19 protein-coding genes are annotated in these 16,556 nt (G+C 68.8%); 12 read left to right on the forward strand and 7 right to left on the reverse strand.

What is annotated here, in order from left to right:
* The first annotated feature begins 6 nt into the window (after window positions 1-6).
* The 8 genes from JWP60_RS13010 to JWP60_RS13045 are packed head-to-tail and all read left to right on the forward strand — an operon-like array spanning window position 7 to window position 6,309.
* Entirely contained in the window at window positions 7-687 is a 681-nt protein-coding gene (locus JWP60_RS13010; RefSeq protein ID WP_299791701.1) for a hypothetical protein, read from the forward strand.
* A 22-nt stretch (window positions 688-709) separates the two neighbouring features.
* Window positions 710-1,078, forward strand: a complete 369-nt coding sequence (locus JWP60_RS13015; RefSeq protein WP_299791704.1) for a hypothetical protein — start codon at window positions 710-712, stop codon at window positions 1,076-1,078.
* Window positions 1,065-2,090 carry a MoxR family ATPase gene (locus tag JWP60_RS13020; protein ID WP_299791707.1) on the forward strand — a complete coding sequence of 342 codons (1,026 nt, stop codon included), beginning with the start codon at window positions 1,065-1,067 and terminating at the stop codon, window positions 2,088-2,090. The genes JWP60_RS13015 and JWP60_RS13020 overlap by 14 nt, the downstream gene beginning before the upstream one ends.
* A gap of 11 nt (window positions 2,091-2,101) precedes the next feature.
* Window positions 2,102-2,953, forward strand: a complete 852-nt coding sequence (locus JWP60_RS13025; protein WP_299791710.1) for a VWA domain-containing protein — start codon at window positions 2,102-2,104, stop codon at window positions 2,951-2,953.
* On the forward strand, window positions 2,950-3,819 hold the full coding sequence (locus tag JWP60_RS13030; RefSeq protein WP_299791713.1) for a calcium incorporation protein MxaA: 870 nt from the start codon (window positions 2,950-2,952) through the stop codon (window positions 3,817-3,819). The genes JWP60_RS13025 and JWP60_RS13030 overlap by 4 nt, the downstream gene beginning before the upstream one ends.
* Entirely contained in the window at window positions 3,816-4,832 is a 1,017-nt protein-coding gene (locus JWP60_RS13035; RefSeq protein WP_299791716.1) for a vWA domain-containing protein, read from the forward strand. The genes JWP60_RS13030 and JWP60_RS13035 overlap by 4 nt, the downstream gene beginning before the upstream one ends.
* Window positions 4,829-5,374 carry an MxaK protein gene (locus JWP60_RS13040; RefSeq protein WP_299791719.1) on the forward strand — a complete coding sequence of 182 codons (546 nt, stop codon included), beginning with the start codon at window positions 4,829-4,831 and terminating at the stop codon, window positions 5,372-5,374. The genes JWP60_RS13035 and JWP60_RS13040 overlap by 4 nt, the downstream gene beginning before the upstream one ends.
* Window positions 5,371-6,309 (forward strand): MxaL protein, encoded by a 939-nt coding sequence (locus JWP60_RS13045; protein WP_299791722.1) that lies wholly within the window; start codon window positions 5,371-5,373, stop codon window positions 6,307-6,309. The genes JWP60_RS13040 and JWP60_RS13045 overlap by 4 nt, the downstream gene beginning before the upstream one ends.
* Here the strand turns inward: JWP60_RS13045 and JWP60_RS13050 are convergent.
* The 3 genes from JWP60_RS13050 to JWP60_RS13060 all read right to left on the reverse strand — a co-directional run bounded on the left by JWP60_RS13050 (window position 6,287) and on the right by JWP60_RS13060 (window position 8,550).
* The gene (locus JWP60_RS13050; RefSeq protein ID WP_299791725.1) at window positions 6,287-6,676 is read right to left on the reverse strand and encodes a 4a-hydroxytetrahydrobiopterin dehydratase; all 390 of its coding nucleotides are present in this window, start codon (window positions 6,674-6,676) and stop codon (window positions 6,287-6,289) included. The genes JWP60_RS13045 and JWP60_RS13050 overlap by 23 nt on opposite strands.
* Window positions 6,677-6,727: 51 nt before the next feature.
* The gene (locus tag JWP60_RS13055; protein WP_299791728.1) at window positions 6,728-7,948 is read right to left on the reverse strand and encodes an ABC transporter substrate-binding protein; all 1,221 of its coding nucleotides are present in this window, start codon (window positions 7,946-7,948) and stop codon (window positions 6,728-6,730) included.
* Window positions 7,949-8,376: 428 nt separating this feature from the next.
* Window positions 8,377-8,550, reverse strand: a complete 174-nt coding sequence (locus tag JWP60_RS13060; protein ID WP_299791731.1) for a hypothetical protein — start codon at window positions 8,548-8,550, stop codon at window positions 8,377-8,379.
* A 196-nt stretch (window positions 8,551-8,746) separates the two neighbouring features.
* On the opposite strand from JWP60_RS13060, the gene JWP60_RS13065 reads away from it, so the two are divergent.
* Entirely contained in the window at window positions 8,747-9,139 is a 393-nt protein-coding gene (locus JWP60_RS13065; protein WP_299791734.1) for a PilZ domain-containing protein, read from the forward strand.
* On the opposite strand, the gene JWP60_RS13070 is transcribed toward JWP60_RS13065, so the two are convergent.
* Window positions 9,108-9,455 carry a PilZ domain-containing protein gene (locus JWP60_RS13070; protein WP_299791737.1) on the reverse strand — a complete coding sequence of 116 codons (348 nt, stop codon included), beginning with the start codon at window positions 9,453-9,455 and terminating at the stop codon, window positions 9,108-9,110. The two genes, JWP60_RS13065 and JWP60_RS13070, sit on opposite strands and share 32 nt — an antisense overlap.
* Before the next feature lie 156 nt (window positions 9,456-9,611).
* Here JWP60_RS13070 and aat point away from each other — a divergent pair, with 156 nt between their 5' ends.
* From aat to JWP60_RS13085, 3 genes are read left to right on the forward strand one after another with little or no spacing between them, the layout of a single operon-like run.
* Entirely contained in the window at window positions 9,612-10,358 is a 747-nt protein-coding gene (aat, locus tag JWP60_RS13075; RefSeq protein WP_299791740.1) for a leucyl/phenylalanyl-tRNA--protein transferase, read from the forward strand.
* Entirely contained in the window at window positions 10,355-11,104 is a 750-nt protein-coding gene (locus JWP60_RS13080; RefSeq protein ID WP_299791743.1) for an arginyltransferase, read from the forward strand. Before aat ends, JWP60_RS13080 begins: the two co-directional genes overlap by 4 nt.
* Window positions 11,105-11,159: 55 nt before the next feature.
* A complete protein-coding gene (locus JWP60_RS13085; RefSeq protein WP_299791746.1) occupies window positions 11,160-11,957 on the forward strand; it encodes an IclR family transcriptional regulator in 798 nt (265 codons plus the stop codon).
* Window positions 11,958-12,126: 169 nt separating this feature from the next.
* Here JWP60_RS13085 and JWP60_RS13090 read toward each other — a convergent pair whose 3' ends face one another.
* From JWP60_RS13090 to leuA, 3 genes are all read right to left on the reverse strand, one after another.
* Complete coding sequence (locus JWP60_RS13090) at window positions 12,127-13,170, reverse strand: serine hydrolase (protein WP_299791749.1); 1,044 nt, start codon at window positions 13,168-13,170, stop codon at window positions 12,127-12,129.
* Between the two features lie 157 nt (window positions 13,171-13,327).
* Window positions 13,328-14,875: a 2-isopropylmalate synthase gene (locus tag JWP60_RS13095; protein WP_299791752.1), complete on the reverse strand. Its 1,548-nt coding sequence runs from the start codon at window positions 14,873-14,875 to the stop codon at window positions 13,328-13,330.
* On the reverse strand, window positions 14,860-16,545 hold the full coding sequence (gene leuA / locus JWP60_RS13100; protein ID WP_299791755.1) for a 2-isopropylmalate synthase: 1,686 nt from the start codon (window positions 16,543-16,545) through the stop codon (window positions 14,860-14,862). The genes JWP60_RS13095 and leuA overlap by 16 nt, the downstream gene beginning before the upstream one ends.
* Window positions 16,546-16,556 lie beyond the last annotated feature (11 nt).

Consider the following 16,556-nt stretch of genomic DNA (forward strand, 5'->3'; position numbering starts at 1 on the left):
CGCACCATGCGCGCGCTCGTGCTGGTCATCGCCCTGGTGGGCGCAGCCTACGCGCAGGCGCCGACCCCGCAAGCCCCCACGGCAGGCAGCTCCGCGCCCTCCGAGGCGGAGCAGCTCGTTTTCATCCACGAGCACCTCGCGGCGCAACGCCAGCCGCAGGTGATTCGCTATGCCTATGTCGCCGACGCCGCGGGCCAGCCGCAGGTGACCGATCGCGCCGTGCTGACGCTGGGCCCCGACGCGTCGGGCCGCTGCTGCCAGGTGCACGGCGACTATCTCTCGGGGCGGCTCGCGGTGAGCCTGCCGGACATCCCCGACGCCCGCGCCAATCCGATGCTGCTGTATTTCCTCGAAGGCGAGGTGCGGCTGCTGCAGCGGACCACCAGCGGCGAGGCCGCGCACTTCCGCCGGCGCATCCGGCAGGCTCTCGCCGATAGCGCCACGGTCACCAGCGGCACCGTGCAGTGGGGCGGCCGCAGCGTGCCCGCCAAGACGGTGCGGGTCGCGCCTTACCTCGACGACCCGTACCGGGCCCGCTTCGAGGAGCAGGCCGCCACCGAATACGCCTTCGTGCTGGCCGATGCGGTGCCCGGCGGCGTGTACGCGATGAGTGCCACGGTGCCCGCCAGGGCCGCCGGTGCGGGTGCGCTCGCACGGCGCAGCCTCACGATCCAGGAAACGAAGTAGCCCACAGCGAGGAGCAGCAACGATGCGCGCATCACCGACAAGCGTTTGCTGGATCGCCGCGGCCCTGCTGGCGGCACCGATGGCGGCCCGGGCCCACGACTACCCCACGTCCGAACGGGTGATCTACGTCGAGGCCTGCATGCACGATCACCCGGGCGGGCACTACGAGATGCTGAACAAGTGTTCCTGCGTGCTGGACACGATAGCGCGCGAGGTGCCGTTCGACGACTACGTGACCATGAGCACGGCAACCAACGCCAACAGCATAGGCGGCGAGCGCGGCTCGTACATCCGCGACGTCGAACCGCTGCAGGTGCAGATCCGCAGGTTCCGGCAGTTGCAGGTGGCTGCGCGCAAGAGCTGCCTCCTGGCGCCCGATGCGGCGCGCTGACGAACTGCTGCAGGACTGGCGCCAGCGCGCGCTGCGCATCGAGGAGAACGTCGCGCGCGCGGTGATCGGCCAGCCCGAGACGCTGCGCATGATCAACGTGGCGCTGTTCGCGCGCGGGCACGTGCTGCTCGAAGGGGACGTGGGGGTCGGCAAGACGACCGTGCTGCGCGCCTTCGCGCGGGCCGTGGGCGGTGCCTTCGAACGCATCGAGGGCACCGTCGACCTCATGCCGGGCGACCTCGTCTATCACACCTTCGTCGACGAGCACGGCAAGCCGCGCATCGAGCCCGGCCCGCTGCTGCGGCATGGCGATGCGCTCGCCACCTTCTTCTTCAACGAGATCAACCGGGCGCGGCCCCAGGTGCAGGCGCTGCTGCTGCGGGCGATGGCGGAGCGGCGCGTCTCGGCGTTCAACCGCGAGTTCAGCTTTCCGCACCTGACGGTGTTCGCCGACCGCAACCGGCTGGAGCGCGAAGAGACCTTCGAACTGCCCGCCGCGGCGCGCGACCGTTTCATGTTCGAGCTGCGGATGGCCGCGCCGACCGACCCTGGCGCGCGGCACGCCATCGTGTTCGACCCCGCGTTCCACGATCCCGAGGCCTTGCTCGAACGGGTGGAGCCCGCGATCGTCGCGGCGAGCGACCTGAACGACATCGGCGCCGCCATCCAGGCCAGCGTGGTGGCCAGCGAATCGCTGCAACGCTACGTGATGGACCTGTGGGATGCGACGCAGGCGCCGCAGCGCTTCGAGGTGTGCATCGAGGGCGTCGAGATCGACCGCCTGATGCTGGCCGGGGCCAGCCCGCGCGGCGCCATGGCGCTCGTGCGCGCCGCGCGCGTGGCCGCCTGGCTGGCCGGGCGCGACCACGTGCTGCCTGACGACGTGGCCACCGTCTTCCCGGCGGTCATGGGCCATCGCGTGTTCTTTACGCCCCTGTACGAGATGCGCCACGCGCAGATCGCCGACGCGCTCACCGCGCAACTGCTGCAGCGCGTGCCCACCCCGCGCTGAGCGTGCGCGCCATGGCGACCGTGCAGGAGTTCCACTATCGATCGCCGGCGCGGGTGGGCGGGCAGCGCACCGGCAGCCATGCCGGCATGGCGCTGGGCCACGGCCTCGAATTCGTGGGACACCAGAGCCTGTTCGCGCGCCCGGACGCCCGCCGGCTCGACCTGCGGGCGAGCGTCGCCAGCGTGCCGCCGCAGTGGCTGGTGCGGGTGCAGCGCGAGCGCGTGGCGATGACCGTGCGCCTGCTGGTCGACGTCTCGGCGTCCATGCGTTTCGGTTCGCCCGGCAAGATGCAGGCGGTGGCCGAGTTTGTCGAAGCGCTCGGCCACAGCGCATTTCGGGTGGGCGATGCCGTCGGCATGGTGGCCTTCGACCGCCGCGAGCGGCCCGAGCTGCGCATTCCCGGCTGGCGGCATCGCGGCATGGGGGAACTGCTCGCGACGATGCTGCTGCAATCGCAAGGCGGCGCCGGCGGGATCGAGGGCCTGCGCGAGGCGGCGACCCTGCTGGCCGGGCGCAGCGGCATCGTCTTCCTGGTCTCGGATTTCCATTGGCCACTGGCCGGCCTGCCTGCCGTGCTCGACCTGCTGGCACCCGCCCACGTGGTGCCCCTGGTCGTGTGGGACCCTGCGGAAGTCGAGCCGCCGGCACGCGATGGACTGGCGATGCTGGCCGACGCCGAGAGCGGGAGCACGCGCAGTTTCTGGCTGCGACCGGCGCTGCGCGCGCGCTGGCGCGATGCCCTGGCGCGCCGGCGCGCGGAGCTCGATGCCCTGTTTGGCGCCCGTGGGCTGCGACCGTTCTACCTGCAGGGCGCTTTCGATGCGCAGGCGCTGAGCAGTCATCTGCTCGAGGGGCAGGCGTGAAGCGCATCGCCGTGATCGTCGCGGTACTCGCCGGCGCGATGTCGGGGACCGCAGGCGCGCAGGCACCGGCACCGGCCGACGCCGTGGTGATGCAGCCGCGCCCCTTCGGCTACAGCGTGGGCGACATCGCTACGCAGCGCGTGCTGCTGGCGCGCGACGGCCGTGCCATCGCGCCTTCGACGCTGCCCGAAGCCGGCCGCGCCAACAGCTGGCTGGAGCGCCGCACCGCGCGCATCGAGCGCGATGCGGACGGCCGCCGCTGGCTGGCCGTGGATTACCAGGTCATCACCGCCCCACGCACGCTGGCAAGGGTCGCCATCCCCGGCTGGGAGCTGGCCGGTGCCGCGGGCACGCCGACCTTGCGCGTGCCTGCTGCGACGATCAGCGTCGGCCCTTTGACCGCGCCACCGGCAGCCGGTGAAGCCGTCTCGCTGCGCGCCGATCATCCGGCACCGTTCATTGCGACCGGTGCGATGCAGCGCCGCCTGTGGCAGTGGCTGGCCGCCCTGGCCGCGACGCTCGTCGCCTGGCTGGCCTTCGTGGCCTGGACGGTCTGGCGGGCGCGCAGCCGCCTGCCTTTTGCCCGCGCACTGCGCCAGTTGCGCGCCAGGGGCACGGCACCCGCCGCGGCACGGGTCGCCTTGCATCACGCGTTCGACGGGACCGCCGGCCGCGTGCTGCATACCGGCACACTGGCCATCTTGTTCGACCGGGCGCCCTGGCTGCGGCCAGTGCAGGCGCAGGTCGAGCGCTTCTATGCCGACTCGGCGAGCCTCTTTTTCGGCGCGGGTCCGCCGGCGCAAGCCGAGTCGCCGCTGGCGCTGTGCCGGCAACTGCGCCGGCTCGAACGCAGGCACGGCGCATGAATCCGCAGCTCGCGTTCGTGCATGCGTGGGCCTTGCTGCTGCTGCCGCTGGCCGTGCTGCCCCTGGTGCGACAGCGTCGCCACGCGCTGGTGGTGCCGCAGCTCGCATGGCTGCCGGCGGATCGCGCCGGCGCCGTGCTCGGGTGGGCGTGGCGGCTGCTGGCGTCGGCCGCGATGCTGGCGATCGTGCTGGCCATCGCGCAGCCGGTGCGGCCGGACGCCTTCGTGCCGCGCACCGGGCGCGGCGCCGAGATCGTGTTGCTGATCGACCGCAGCCGCAGCATGGACGAGCGCATGCTGCCGGCCGACTGGCGCACCATCGATCCGCTCAACCTGCGCTACCAGGCGCAATCGCGCGGAGAGCCGAAGGGCAAGGTGGCGGGCGAACTGCTGTCGCGGTTCGTGCGCGAGCGCGCGGACGATCGCTTCGCCTTGCTGTTCTTCAGCACCAATCCGATCCAGGTCGTGCGCTTCACCAACCACGACGCCGTGGTGCAGGCGGGCATCGCCGCCGGCGGCATCGGCCGCGGGCTCGCCGACACCGACGTGGGTCGCGCCCTCGCCGCTGCCATCGCGGAGTTCGACCGGCGTGCGTACACCGGCAACCGCGTCGTGCTGCTGGTCTCCGACGGCGGCGCGCGCCTGGACACCGTGACCAAGCGACGCCTCTACGCCGCGGCGCTGCGCAATCGGGTGTCGGTGCGCTGGATCTACCTGCGATCGGTCAACAGCCCCACGCTCGCCGGCTCCACCGAGGCCAGCGAAGCGGTGCCCGAGATCGCGCTGCACCGCTTCTTCCAGAGCTTGCCGGGCAGCTACCGCGCCTACGAGGCCGACGACCCCGCGGGCCTCGCGCGCGCCGTGGCCGACATCGGCCGCGAGCAGAACTTCCCGCTGGAAGACCTGCAGCGCGTGCCGCGCCGCGACTACAGCGGGGTGGCGCTGGCGGTGGCGCTCGCGTGTTGCGCGCTGGTGCTGGCGCTGCGGGCCGTCAGTCTGAGGTCCTGGTCGTGAGGCGGCGGCTGGTCGTGCATCTGGTGTTTGCGGCCCTCGCGGTCGCTCTCGCCGTGCCCGCGTCGCTGCAGGGCCTGCGCCTGGCGCAGGCGCAGCGCGTGAACGAGGCCATCGCGCAGGCCGCCGATCCCGCCGGCACGGCTGGCGATTTCGCGCAGGCGCGCTTCGCGCACGCGCTGGCCCTGGCGCGCGCCGGCCGCAACGAGGCGGCGCAGAACGCGTACAAGACCTTTGCGCAGGCCGAGCGCGGACCTTTGCGCGCCGCGGCGTTCTACAACCTGGGCAATCTGCACCTGCGCACAGCCCTCAGGAACGGCGCCGGGCAGGCCGCGGAGTCGCTGCCCTTGCTGGAGCTGGCCAAGCAGGCCTATCGCGACGCGCTGCGGGCCGATCCGCTGGCCTGGGATGCGCGCTACAACCTCGAACAGGCGCTGTGGCTCGCACCGGAACTGGACGACCAGGCGGCCGCCGACAACGAGCCGCCGGTGCAGCGCGAACGCGCCGTCACCACCGCGCCTTCGATCCGGAGCGACCTGCCGTGACACGCTGGAGGCGCTGGTGGTCCGCCGGCCGCGCGGCCCTGCCCGATGCTTCACTGCTGGTGGCGGCGATCCTGCTGCTGGTGCTCGCGCTCGTGCTGCCGCCGCTGCCGCTGTCGCTGCCGCGCCCGGAGGCGGTCGTGGTGTTCGACATCACGCAAAGCATGGACGTGGAGGACGCGCAGCTCGATGAGGCGCCGGTCAGCCGGCTCGTGTTCGCGCGCGAGGCCGCGCGGCGAGCACTGCGCGAGCTGCCCTGCGGCTCGCGCATCGGCTGGGCGGCTTTCACCGAATACCGGACGCTGCTGTTGCTGGCGCCGATCGAAGTCTGCGAGAACTACGACGACCTGCTGGCCACGCTGGCCGGCATCGACGGGCGCATCCGCTGGGGCAATGCCAGCGAAGTGGCCAAGGGCGTGTTCTGGGCGGTGCGTGCCGCCAAGGAGTTGCCCTCGCATCCCGCGATTGTCTTCCTCACCGACGGCCAGGAAGCGCCACCGCTGAACGCCTTTCCCATGTTCGACGACGTCCAGCCCGGGCAGGTGCACGGCTGGCTGCTGGGCGTGGGGGGCAGCGTGCCCCGGCCGATCCCCCGCACCGATGCCGATGGCCATCGGATCGGCTGGTGGCGCGCCACCGATGTCCTGCAGCGTGCCGAGGGCGATGGTCCGTCGCGCTCGCACGAACATCTGTCGGAACTGCGCGAGCCGCACCTGCGGGCACTGGCGCAGCGCACCGGGCTGGGCTATGCAAGCCTGCGCGATCCGGCCGCCCTGCCCTCCTTGTTGCGCGATCCGGCACTCGCGCGCCCGACCGAAGTGCCGACGGACCTGCGGGCCCTTCCCGCCGCATTGGCATTGCTGCTGCTTGCCCTGCATTTCCGGCCCGGCGCGCTGCGCCGCGAGCGTGCCCGCCTCAGTCGTATTTCAGGTACTTGAAGCGTGGATCGTCGGGCGTGCCCTCGAGGGCGGAGTCCGCTTCCCCGCCGGGCTGCCACATGATCACGTCCTCGATCTTGCGGGCCAGCGCGAAGTCCTTCTCGGTCACGCCCTTGGCCGCGTGGTTCACCAGCTTCACGATCACGAAGGCATACGAGACCGCCAGGTCCGGATGGTGCCAGGCCGCCTCCGCGAGATGGCCCACGGTGTTGACCACCATCAAGGTGGCCTTCCAGCCGCTGGTCTTGTACTTGCGGCGGATCCAGCCATCCTCGAAGTACCAGGCGGGCAATTCCGCCTGCAGCCGCTCGCGGATGTCCTGCTCGGACCAGACCTCCTCGGGGGAGCGCTTGCGCCATTGAGTCATGCCGGCCTCCTTGCGATGTCCCCCGATGATGCGCCGGTTGCGGCGAGCGGCTTACTTGGCCGCCGTCGATTCCTTGCGGCGGATGATGCTCGCCTTGCGCTCGTCGTCCTTGTAGTAGTAGCCGCGCTCGCCGTTGCGCCAGGTGCCCAGCCACAGCATGTTGCCGGAGATGGCGTCGTGGTCGGTGGGCGAGAACGCCCGCTCGTAGGTGGAGACCACGCCGCGGTAGGTGTTGGAGGGATTCTCCAGCGCCTTCTTCAGGTCCTTGCCGCTGAGGCCGGTCTTGGAATCGAACATCGCGCGCAGCAGCAGGTGGACACTGTCATAGCTCTGCGCCGCCGACATCATGGAGCCGATCGGAGTCTCCTTGCTGGCCTTGCCGTAGGCGCGCAGGAAAGCGCTGTTGCGCTCCAGGAAGACGTTGGGCAGCACGGTCTGCACCATGGCCGTTCCGTCCACCTTGCCGCCGGAAGCAACGAACGCCGAAGCGTGCGACAGGCCCCACGGACCGAGTTGCGGCACCTTCCAGCCCACCGCCGCGCGGGCGGCGGAGATCACGCCTTCTTCCGGGCCCACCGTCCAGCCGATCAGGGAATCGGCGCCGGAGGCCTGCAGCTGCTTCATCTCCGCTTCCAGGTTCTTCACGCCCACCTTGAAGCGTGCCACCCCTGCGGGCTTCAGGCCGGCGCGAGCCAGCGCGCCCTGCAGGTCCTTGAGGCCGGCCTCGCCGTAGCCCGAGTCGTCGACCAGCAGCGCCACCTTGCTCAGGCCGCGCTTGACGATCTCGTCGACCAGGAACTGCGTCTGCAGCTGGTCGCGCGGCGAGGTGCGGAAGATGTAGCTGTCGGCGGCCGGGTACTTCGCGGTGATCGCGGTGCCCGTCGCACAGGTCACGATCAGGACGCTCTGGTTCTTCTGGAACACGTCCAGCGCCTTCATCGCAACGCCGGTGTTGCAAAAGCCGATCGTGGCGGTGACCTTGTCCTTGAGCACCAGCTCCTGCGCCCACTTCAGGCCCGTGTCGTTGTCGGCCTGGTCGTCGCGGATCAGCAGTTCCAGCGGCCGCCCGAGGTAGCCGCCGACTTGATTGATCTCGGCAATCGCCACCTGCGCGCCGATCCGGGCGCTGTTGCCCATGTCGGCCGAGCCGCCGGTGAGGGGAACGATGAGCCCGATACGGATCGGCTGCACGGACGGCTGGGCTGGCGCCTGGGCCAGTGCAGGGACCGAGAACACAGCCGTGACAAGGGCCGCAAACAAGGCACGCTTCATGAATTCCTCCTGATCTAGTAACAGCACGTTACTTCTGGAGGAAGACTGTAGCAAGCAGAGTTACAGAGAAGCGCAGCCCTTTGTGATGCGGCCGTCAGCTTCGTGCTAGATAGAACGACCTAGTGCCGCGGCGGCAACGCCCTTAAGCAATTTTCCATCTGCGGAAACACCGGATTCCGGATGGAGGCGAGCACGGCTTCGTTGTCTCCCGGGCGCGCCTGAAGAGCGTTCGTGAGGTAAGGCACGACGCTGTGCGCACCGAAGCCCCACCGGCGGCCCTCAGGCAGCAGGCGGTTACCAAGCTCGAAAGAAGGAGTCGTGGGCATGGGGCGGTTCAGCCACGAGTTTGGCACAGGCCGCGTCCCAGGACCACAGATTCATGCCAGGGTGCCGCCCCGGTCCGCCCGGGCCGCACGCCGCGATTGCGCTCAGGCAGAGGTCAGCAACAGCGAGATGCCCGTCCACAGCAGCAGGACGGCGCCTCCTGCGAGCCACAGCGCCGCGTTGTCGAACACGCCATCGGGTGCTTCGACCGAGGGAATGCCCCAGGCCAGGAAGACCGTCGTGGCTTCCGCGCGTCGTTCATGGGTGTCGTCCTGCATCGCGACTCCTTCACGCTGTGGGAGCAGGCATGCTGGAAGGCGCCGCGCGATACATTTGTCGGAATAGATCTTCGCAGGCCGTAGTCTGGCGGCAGCCGGGCATCCCAATAGGCGGTGTCCCACGCGCCGGCTGGAAGCCCGCCTACAAGGAAGGCGCGCCTCAACGGTAAGGTGGAGCTTCCCTGGAAGGAACTGCATGTCCGGCGCCCCCTTCACCATTCCCGTTCCCCTGCAGACGCGAGACGATCGCCGCCGGGCGGAGCGCTTCGTCGCTGCCATGCCGGTGAGCGTGGACGGCCGCGAAGGCACGACGCAGGACCTCAGCGCCAGCGGCCTCTCGTTCACGGCGGACCGCCCCTATGCACTCGGCACGCGGGTGGAGGTCGTGATCGAGTACCTGCTGGACGGCCACAACTACCCCTTGCGCTGCGAGGCGGAAGTGGTGCGCAGCACGCCCTGCGACGACGGCTACACGATAGGGGCGCGCCTGGCCGCGCGAGCGGATACCACTGGCGTGCCGGTCGCCGATGCCGACGCCGTGATGCCGGGTAGCGGCGTCATGCGGGCAAGGCTGCGCCCCGTGGACTGAGCGCGACCCGCTCCTCGCCGTCGAAGATCGGTGCCACCAGGCGCGCAGCCACGCCGAAGCGACCGCCCCGCCTTTCGGTGCGCACCACCTTGCCTTCGCACAACAGGCGCTGCCGCGCTCCGTGCAGGGTGAACTCCAGCGAGAAATTCACCAGCGACCCCAGCGGCGGCGCCACATCCGTCTCGAAGTAGACGCCATGCGCGCTGATGTTCTGGGTCGAGCCGGCGTCGCCGGCGATGTACACCGGCAGGGTGGTGTCGAAGCGGGCGGCGCCACGCTGGTCACGCGGGTCGCTGGCACTGCTGTGGCGCATCATGCTTGCGGAGTCGAGCTGCCCAGACAGTAGACGATCGGCCTGAGCCCGCCGTGTAGGCGGATGCCGGCGGCGGCGCGTCGGGGCCGGCGTACGCGTGCGACCGTCCGCCCCTCGACGGCGGCACAATGGGCAGGCGTTGACGCCCCCGCTTCCAAGATGCACCTGCCCTGGCTCCATCCCGGCGACCCCTTTCCCGATCCCTCCCAGGCCTGGGACGCCAGGCAACCCGCCCCCGGCCTGCTCGCGGCCGGCGGTGCACTGGACGTCGACAGCCTGCAGCGCGCCTATGCCAGCGCGATCTTTCCCTGGTTCAGCGAAGGCCAGCCGATCCTGTGGTGGAGCACCGATCCCCGCATGGTGCTGTTCACCGACGAATTCCGGCTGCACCGGTCGCTGCGCAAGACCGTTGCCCGCTTCGCGGCAGACCCGCGCTGCGAGATCCGCTTCGACTCCGACTTCGACGCGGTGATCCGCGCCTGCGCCACCAGCGACCGCCCGGGGCAATCCGGCACCTGGATCGTCCCGGCCATGGTCTCGGCCTACCAGGCTTTCCATCGCGCCGGCTTCGCGCACAGCGTCGAGACCTGGATCGACGGCCGGCTGGTCGGCGGCCTCTATTGCGTGGTGATCGGCCGCGCGGTCTTTGGCGAGTCGATGTTCACCCGCGTGCCGGACGGCTCCAAGATCGCACTGGCGGCGCTGGTGGCTTGGTGCCGGCAGGCGCAGGTGCCGGTGGTGGACTGCCAGCAGAACACCCGCCATCTCGCCTCCCTGGGTGCCCACGAGGTCCCGAGGGCGGAATTTGTACAACAAGTGGCCGTGCAGGGACGGCGACCCCCTGCTGCGTGGCAATTCGAACCCGTATACTGGAATTCAGTCCTGCCGCTTTCCACATCTGCGTGACGCACCTCAAGGATCTTCCGCTCCAGACGCTGCAGTTCTACGCAACGGCGCCCTACCCCTGCAGCTACCTGCCGGGCAAGCAGGCCCGTTCGCAGGTAGCCACGCCCAGCCACCTGATCCACAACGACGCGTATTCGGACCTCGTCACCGGCGGCTTTCGCCGCAGTGGCATGTTCACATACCGGCCGTACTGCGACGGTTGCCGCGCCTGCGTGCCGCTGCGCGTGGTGGTCGACGGCTTTCATCCCAACCGCAGCCAGCGCCGCGCCTGGACGCGCCACGGCAACCTGCAGGCGCGCGTGCTCAAGCTGTGCTTCGTGCCCGAGCACTACCACCTCTATCTGCGCTACCAGACCGGCCGGCACGCCGGCGGCGGGATGGACCACGACAGCATCGACCAGTACACCCAGTTCCTGCTGCAAAGCCGGGTGAACTCGCGGCTGGTCGAATTCCGCGAGAAGAACCCCGACGGCAGCCCGGGAGCGCTGCGCATGGTGTCCATCCTCGACGTGCTGAACGACGGCATCTCCGCGGTCTATACCTTCTACGAACCCGACGACGCCGCGAGCTACGGCACGTACAGCGTGCTGTGGCAGATCGACCAGGCCAAGCGGCTGAAGCTGCCGCACGTCTACCTGGGCTACTGGATCTCCGAGAGCCCGAAGATGAACTACAAGGCACGCTTCGAGCCGAACGAAGTGCTGCTCGATGGCGAGTGGAAGCGGGGGCAAAGCAACGCTTCCTGAACGCCGCGCCCGCGCCAGCGTTTCACAAGATAAAATGGGCAAAAAGGTAACGCCCATGCGAAACAAAGACTCCCAAGGCCAGGCCACGCCGACCATCCAGGTGATCGAGCGCATGTTCGCGTTGATCGATGTGCTGGCCTCGCGCGAGGAAGCGATCTCCCTGAAGGAGATCAGCGCGAAGACGGGCCTGCACCCCTCCACCACGCACCGCATCCTGAACGACCTGGCCACCGGCCGCTTCGTCGATCGGCCCGAGGCCGGCAGCTATCGCCTGGGCATGCGGCTGCTCGAACTGGGCAACATGGTCAAGGGACGCCTGAACGTGCGCGACGCGGCGCTGCTGCCCATGCGCGAGTTGCACAAGGAGATCCAGCAGCCGGTGAACCTGAGCGTGCGGCAGGGCGACGAGATCATCTACGTCGAGCGCGCCTACAGCGAGCGCTCGGGCATGCAGGTGGTGCGTGCCATCGGTGGCCGCGCGCCCTTGCACCTCACCTCCACCGGCAAGCTGTTCCTCGCGGCCGACGAAGCCACGCGCGTGCGTGCCTATGCCACGCGCACCGGGCTCGCCGGCCACACGAAGAACAGCATCACGCAATTGCCCCTGCTGGAGCGAGAGCTTGCGAAGGCGCGGCAGTACGGGATCGCGCGCGACAACGAGGAACTGGAACTGGGTGTGCGCTGCATGGCGGCCGGCATCTACGACGACCAGGCCAAGCTGGTGGCCGGCCTGTCGATCTCCGCCCCGGCCGATCGCCTGGACGAGAACTGGCTGGCCAAGCTGCAGACGACCGCGGAGCAGATCTCCGCGGCTCTTGGCTACAAGCCGCCGACGCAGCGACTGGCTGCCTGAGAGTCGAGCGCCGGCAACAAGCAGCCACCGGACGCAGAAGACGCAGAAGTCACGCAGAAGGCGCAAAAGAGAAAACCTCCAAGGACGAATCCATTGGAGGTTTTTTTTGCGCCTTCTGCGAAACTTCCGCGCCTTCTGCGTCCGGATATCTGGTTTTCTTCGCGGCCCCTCAGCTGCTCACTTGCCGGACCACCGTATTCCCACCCGCGGCGGGCAGCGGCACACCGGAAGGCGCGTGGGTTTCGACCCATCTGCGCACGCGTTCGGCGTCAGCGATGCGGCTGAGTTTGCCGGCGGAGTCGAGGAATACCATGATCAGCTTGCGGCCCGCGACCCTCGCCGACATCACCAGGCACTGGCCAGCCTCGTTGATGTAGCCGGTTTTCTGCACCAGGATGTCCCAGGCCGGGCTGCGCACCAGGCGGTTGGTCGTGTGGAACGCGAGAGTGCGGTTGCCGATCTCGACGTCGTGTTCGGGCGAGGTGGTCAGTTCGCTGAGCAACTTGTCCTGCGAGGCCGTCGCCACTAGGCGCGCCAAGTCTTGCGCGCTGGACTGGTTGCGGCTGGACAGGCCGGTCGGTTCGACATAGTGCGTGTCGTTCATGCCCAGCAGCTTGGCGCGCTGGTTCATGGCCTCGACGAAGGCGCTCAGGCCACCGGGATAGGTGCGGCCCAGCGCGTGCGCGGCGCGGTTCTCGCTGGACATCAACGCCAGGTGCATCAGTTCGCCCCGCGCCAGCGTGGTGCCGACTTTCAGGCGGGAGCTGCTGAACTTCTCGGTGTCGACGTCGTCTTCGGTGATGGTAATCCGCTCGTCCATCGGCAGCTTGGCCTCGCTCAGGATCAGGCCGGTCATGAGCTTGGTGATCGACGCGATCGGCAGCACCGCCGAGTCGTTCTTGCGCAGCAGTACCTCGCGGGTGTCCTGGTCGATCACGAGCGCGACGCTGGACTTCAGGTCGAGCTCATCCTGCGTGGCATGCAGGCCGGCGAGCTGGCCGAAGGAGGGCCTGGCGGGGACGATGCGCACCACGGAGGCGTGCACATGCCGGGAGCTGGGCCGCACCACCGCATACACCCGGCCGCCGTGGTGGCGCTTGACGATGCTGGTGATTTCCTTGTGGGCGACCTTCTTGACGGTCGCGTGCGCGCCCGCAGGCAGCAGAGCCAGGGCCAGGGCGGCAAGCGCGGCGGTGTGCACGATTCGGTTCAAGCTCGGTACTCCTGGAACGACGTCCGGGGTGTAGGAAACGACTGACACCCTCAGCCGCGAGTGTACGTCTGCCGTGTACCGTCACGTGCAGTATTTACAAAAAATCAATGACTTAGGAGGCGTAGTTAATGGCTGAGGCGAAGCTTGGGGGAAATCCCTAGACATTGCCGCCGCCCTGCGCGGCGACCCGTTCGACCTTGCTGCGGAGCTTGTTCAAGGCGCTGAGGTAGGCCTTGGCCGAGGCGACCACGATGTCCGGATCGGCGCCCACGCCATTGACCACTCGGCCCGAGTTCTGCAGCCGCACCGTCACTTCGCCCTGGCTTTCGGTCGAGCCGCTGATCGCGTTGACGGAATACAGCACCATCTCGGCGCCACTGTTCACCTGGCTTTCGATGGCCTTGAGCGAGGCGTCCACCGGGCCGTTGCCGTCGGCCTCGCCCCGGACCTCCCTGCCCTCGGCCGTGAAGATCACCTCGGCGTGCGGGCGCTCGCCGGTCTCGCTGTGCTGGCGCAGCGACACGAGCCGGTAGCTCTCCTGTTCGTGCGCAACGTCGACGCTGACCAGCGCCAGGATGTCCTCGTCGAAGATCTCGCTCTTGCGATCGGCCAGCTCCTTGAACCGGGTGAAAGCCAGGTTGATCTCGGCCTCGCTCTCGAGTTGCGCGCCCAGCTCCAGCAGCCGCTGCTTGAAGGCGTTGCGTCCCGACAGCTTGCCCAGCACGATCTTGTTGGCCGACCAGCCCACGTCCTCGGCCCGCATGATCTCGTAGGTGTCGCGCGCCTTGAGCACGCCGTCCTGGTGGATGCCGCTCGCATGGGCGAAGGCATTGGCGCCGACCACGGCCTTGTTCGGCTGCACCACGAAGCCCGTGGTCTGGCTGACCATGCGGCTGGCCGCCAGGATGTGCTGCGTGTCGATGTTGATGTCCAGGCCGAAGTAGTCCTTGCGCGTCTTCACGGCCATCACGACCTCCTCGAGCGAGCAGTTGCCCGCCCGCTCGCCCAGGCCGTTGATCGTGCATTCGACCTGCCGGGCGCCACCGATCTTCACGCCGGCCAGCGAGTTGGCCACGGCCATGCCGAGGTCGTTGTGGCAGTGCACCGACCAGATCGCCTTGTCCGAGTTCGGGATGCGTTCGCGCAGGTTCTTCAGGAAGGTGCCGTACAGCTCGGGCACCGCGTAGCCCACCGTATCGGGCACGTTGATGGTGGTCGCGCCCTCGGCGATCACCGCCTCGAGCACGCGACACAGGAAATCGGGTTCGCTGCGATAACCGTCCTCCGGCGAGAACTCGACGTCCTCGCACAGATTGCGCGCGAAGCGCACGGACAGCCGAGACTGCTCCAGCACCTGCTCGGGCGTCATCCGCAGCTTCTTCTCCATGTGCAGCGGCGAGGTGGCGATGAAGGTGTGGATGCGCGCGCGATTGGCGCCCTTGAGCGCTTCGGCGGCGCGGGTGATGTCGCGATCGTTGGCGCGCGACAGCGAGCAGATCGTGGAGTCCTTGATCGCCTGAGCGATCGCCTGCACGGCCTCGAAGTCGCCATTGGAGCTGGCAGCGAAACCCGCCTCGATCACGTCCACCTTGAGGCGTTCGAGCTGGCGCGCGATGCGCAGCTTCTCGTCCTTGGTCATCGAGGCGCCGGGCGACTGCTCGCCGTCGCGCAAGGTGGTGTCGAAGATGATCAGTTGGTCTGCCATGTCGATTCCTGATGTTCGGTGGCCAGGCCGGCGCGCTGCAGCCCGGAGACGATCGCCTTGAGCGAGGCGGACACGATGTTGGCATCCATGCCGACGCCGAACAGCGTCCGCTCGCCGAAGCGCAGCTCGAGGTAGGCGACGGCACGCGCGTCGGCCCCGGAGGCGATCGCATGCTCATGGTAATCGAGCACGCGGATGGTTTCGCCCGTGGCGTGGCTCAGGCCCTCGACGAAGGCATCGATGGGGCCGTTGCCGCCGCCGCGCACGACCAGCGTCCGCTCGCCCAGGCGCACGTCGGCGGTGAGTGCCACCACGTCGTCCGCCTCGGACTCCAGCACCTGGTGCACCACGGTAGCCTGGTCGACGCGGTACTCGCGCTGGAACAGCGACCACAGGTCTTGCGCCGAAAGCTCCTTGCCGCTGGCGTCCATCACGGCCTGCACGATCTGGCTGAATTCGATCTGCAGGCGGCGCGGCAGCTCGAGGCCGTACTCCGCCTCGAGCAGATAGGAGATGCCGCCCTTGCCCGACTGGCTGTTGACGCGGATCACGGCCTCGTAGCTGCGGCCCAGGTCCTTGGGGTCGATCGGCAGGTAGGGCATGTCCCAGAGGTCCTCCGCTTTGCGCGCCGCGAAGGCTTTCTTGATCGCGTCCTGGTGCGAGCCGGAGAAGGAGGTGTAGACCAGGTCGCCCACATAGGGATGGCGCGGATGCACGGGCAACTGGTTGCAGTGCTCCACGGTGCGGCGGATCTCGTCGATGTCGGAGAAGTCCAGGCCCGGATGCACACCCTGGCTATAGAGGTTCAGCGCCACGTTGACGAGGTCGAGGTTGCCGGTGCGCTCGCCATTGCCGAAGAGGCACCCTTCAAGGCGATCGGCGCCCGCCATCACCGCGAACTCACCGGCGGCCGTGCCGGTGCCGCGGTCGTTGTGCGGGTGCACCGACAGCACGATGCTGTCGCGGCGCGCGAGGTGCCGGTGCATCCACTCGATCATGTCCGCGAAGATGTTCGGCGTGGAGTGCTCCACCGTCGAAGGCAGGTTGACGATGCACTTGCGCTCGGGCGTGGGCTGCCAGACCTCGGTCACCGCATCGACCACCCGCCTGGCGAAGGCGAGCTCGGTGCCTGAGAACATCTCGGGCGAATACTGGAAGATCCACTCTGTCTTCGGCTGCAGCGCCGCCAGTTCCTTGAACAGCCGGGCCTGCGAGCTGGCGAGTTCGACGATGCCGTCCTCGTCCAGCCCCAGCACCACCTTGCGCATCACCGGCGCAGTGGCGTTGTACAGGTGGACGATCGCGCGGCGCGCACCCTGCAGCGCCTCGAAGGTGCGGCGGATCAAGGGCTCGCGCGCCTGCGTCAGCACCTGGATGGTGACGTCCGCCGGGATCAGGTCCTCGTCGATCAGCTTGCGCAGGAAATCGAATTCGACCTGTGAGGCCGAGGGGAAGCCGACCTCGATCTCCTTGAAGCCGATGGCCACCAGCGCCTGGAACATGCGCAGCTTGCGCGGAATGTCCATGGGCTCGATCAGCGCCTGGTTGCCGTCACGCAGGTCGACGCTGCACCACACGGGCGGCCTGGTCAGCACCGCGTCCGGCCAGGTGCGGTCGGTCAGGCGCACCGGTGCGAACGGGCGGTACTTGCTGGCGGGGTTGGGCAACATGGGCATGGTGG

Source organism: Ramlibacter sp. (assembly GCF_028291745.1).
Taxonomy (GTDB): domain Bacteria; phylum Pseudomonadota; class Gammaproteobacteria; order Burkholderiales; family Burkholderiaceae_C; genus Ramlibacter.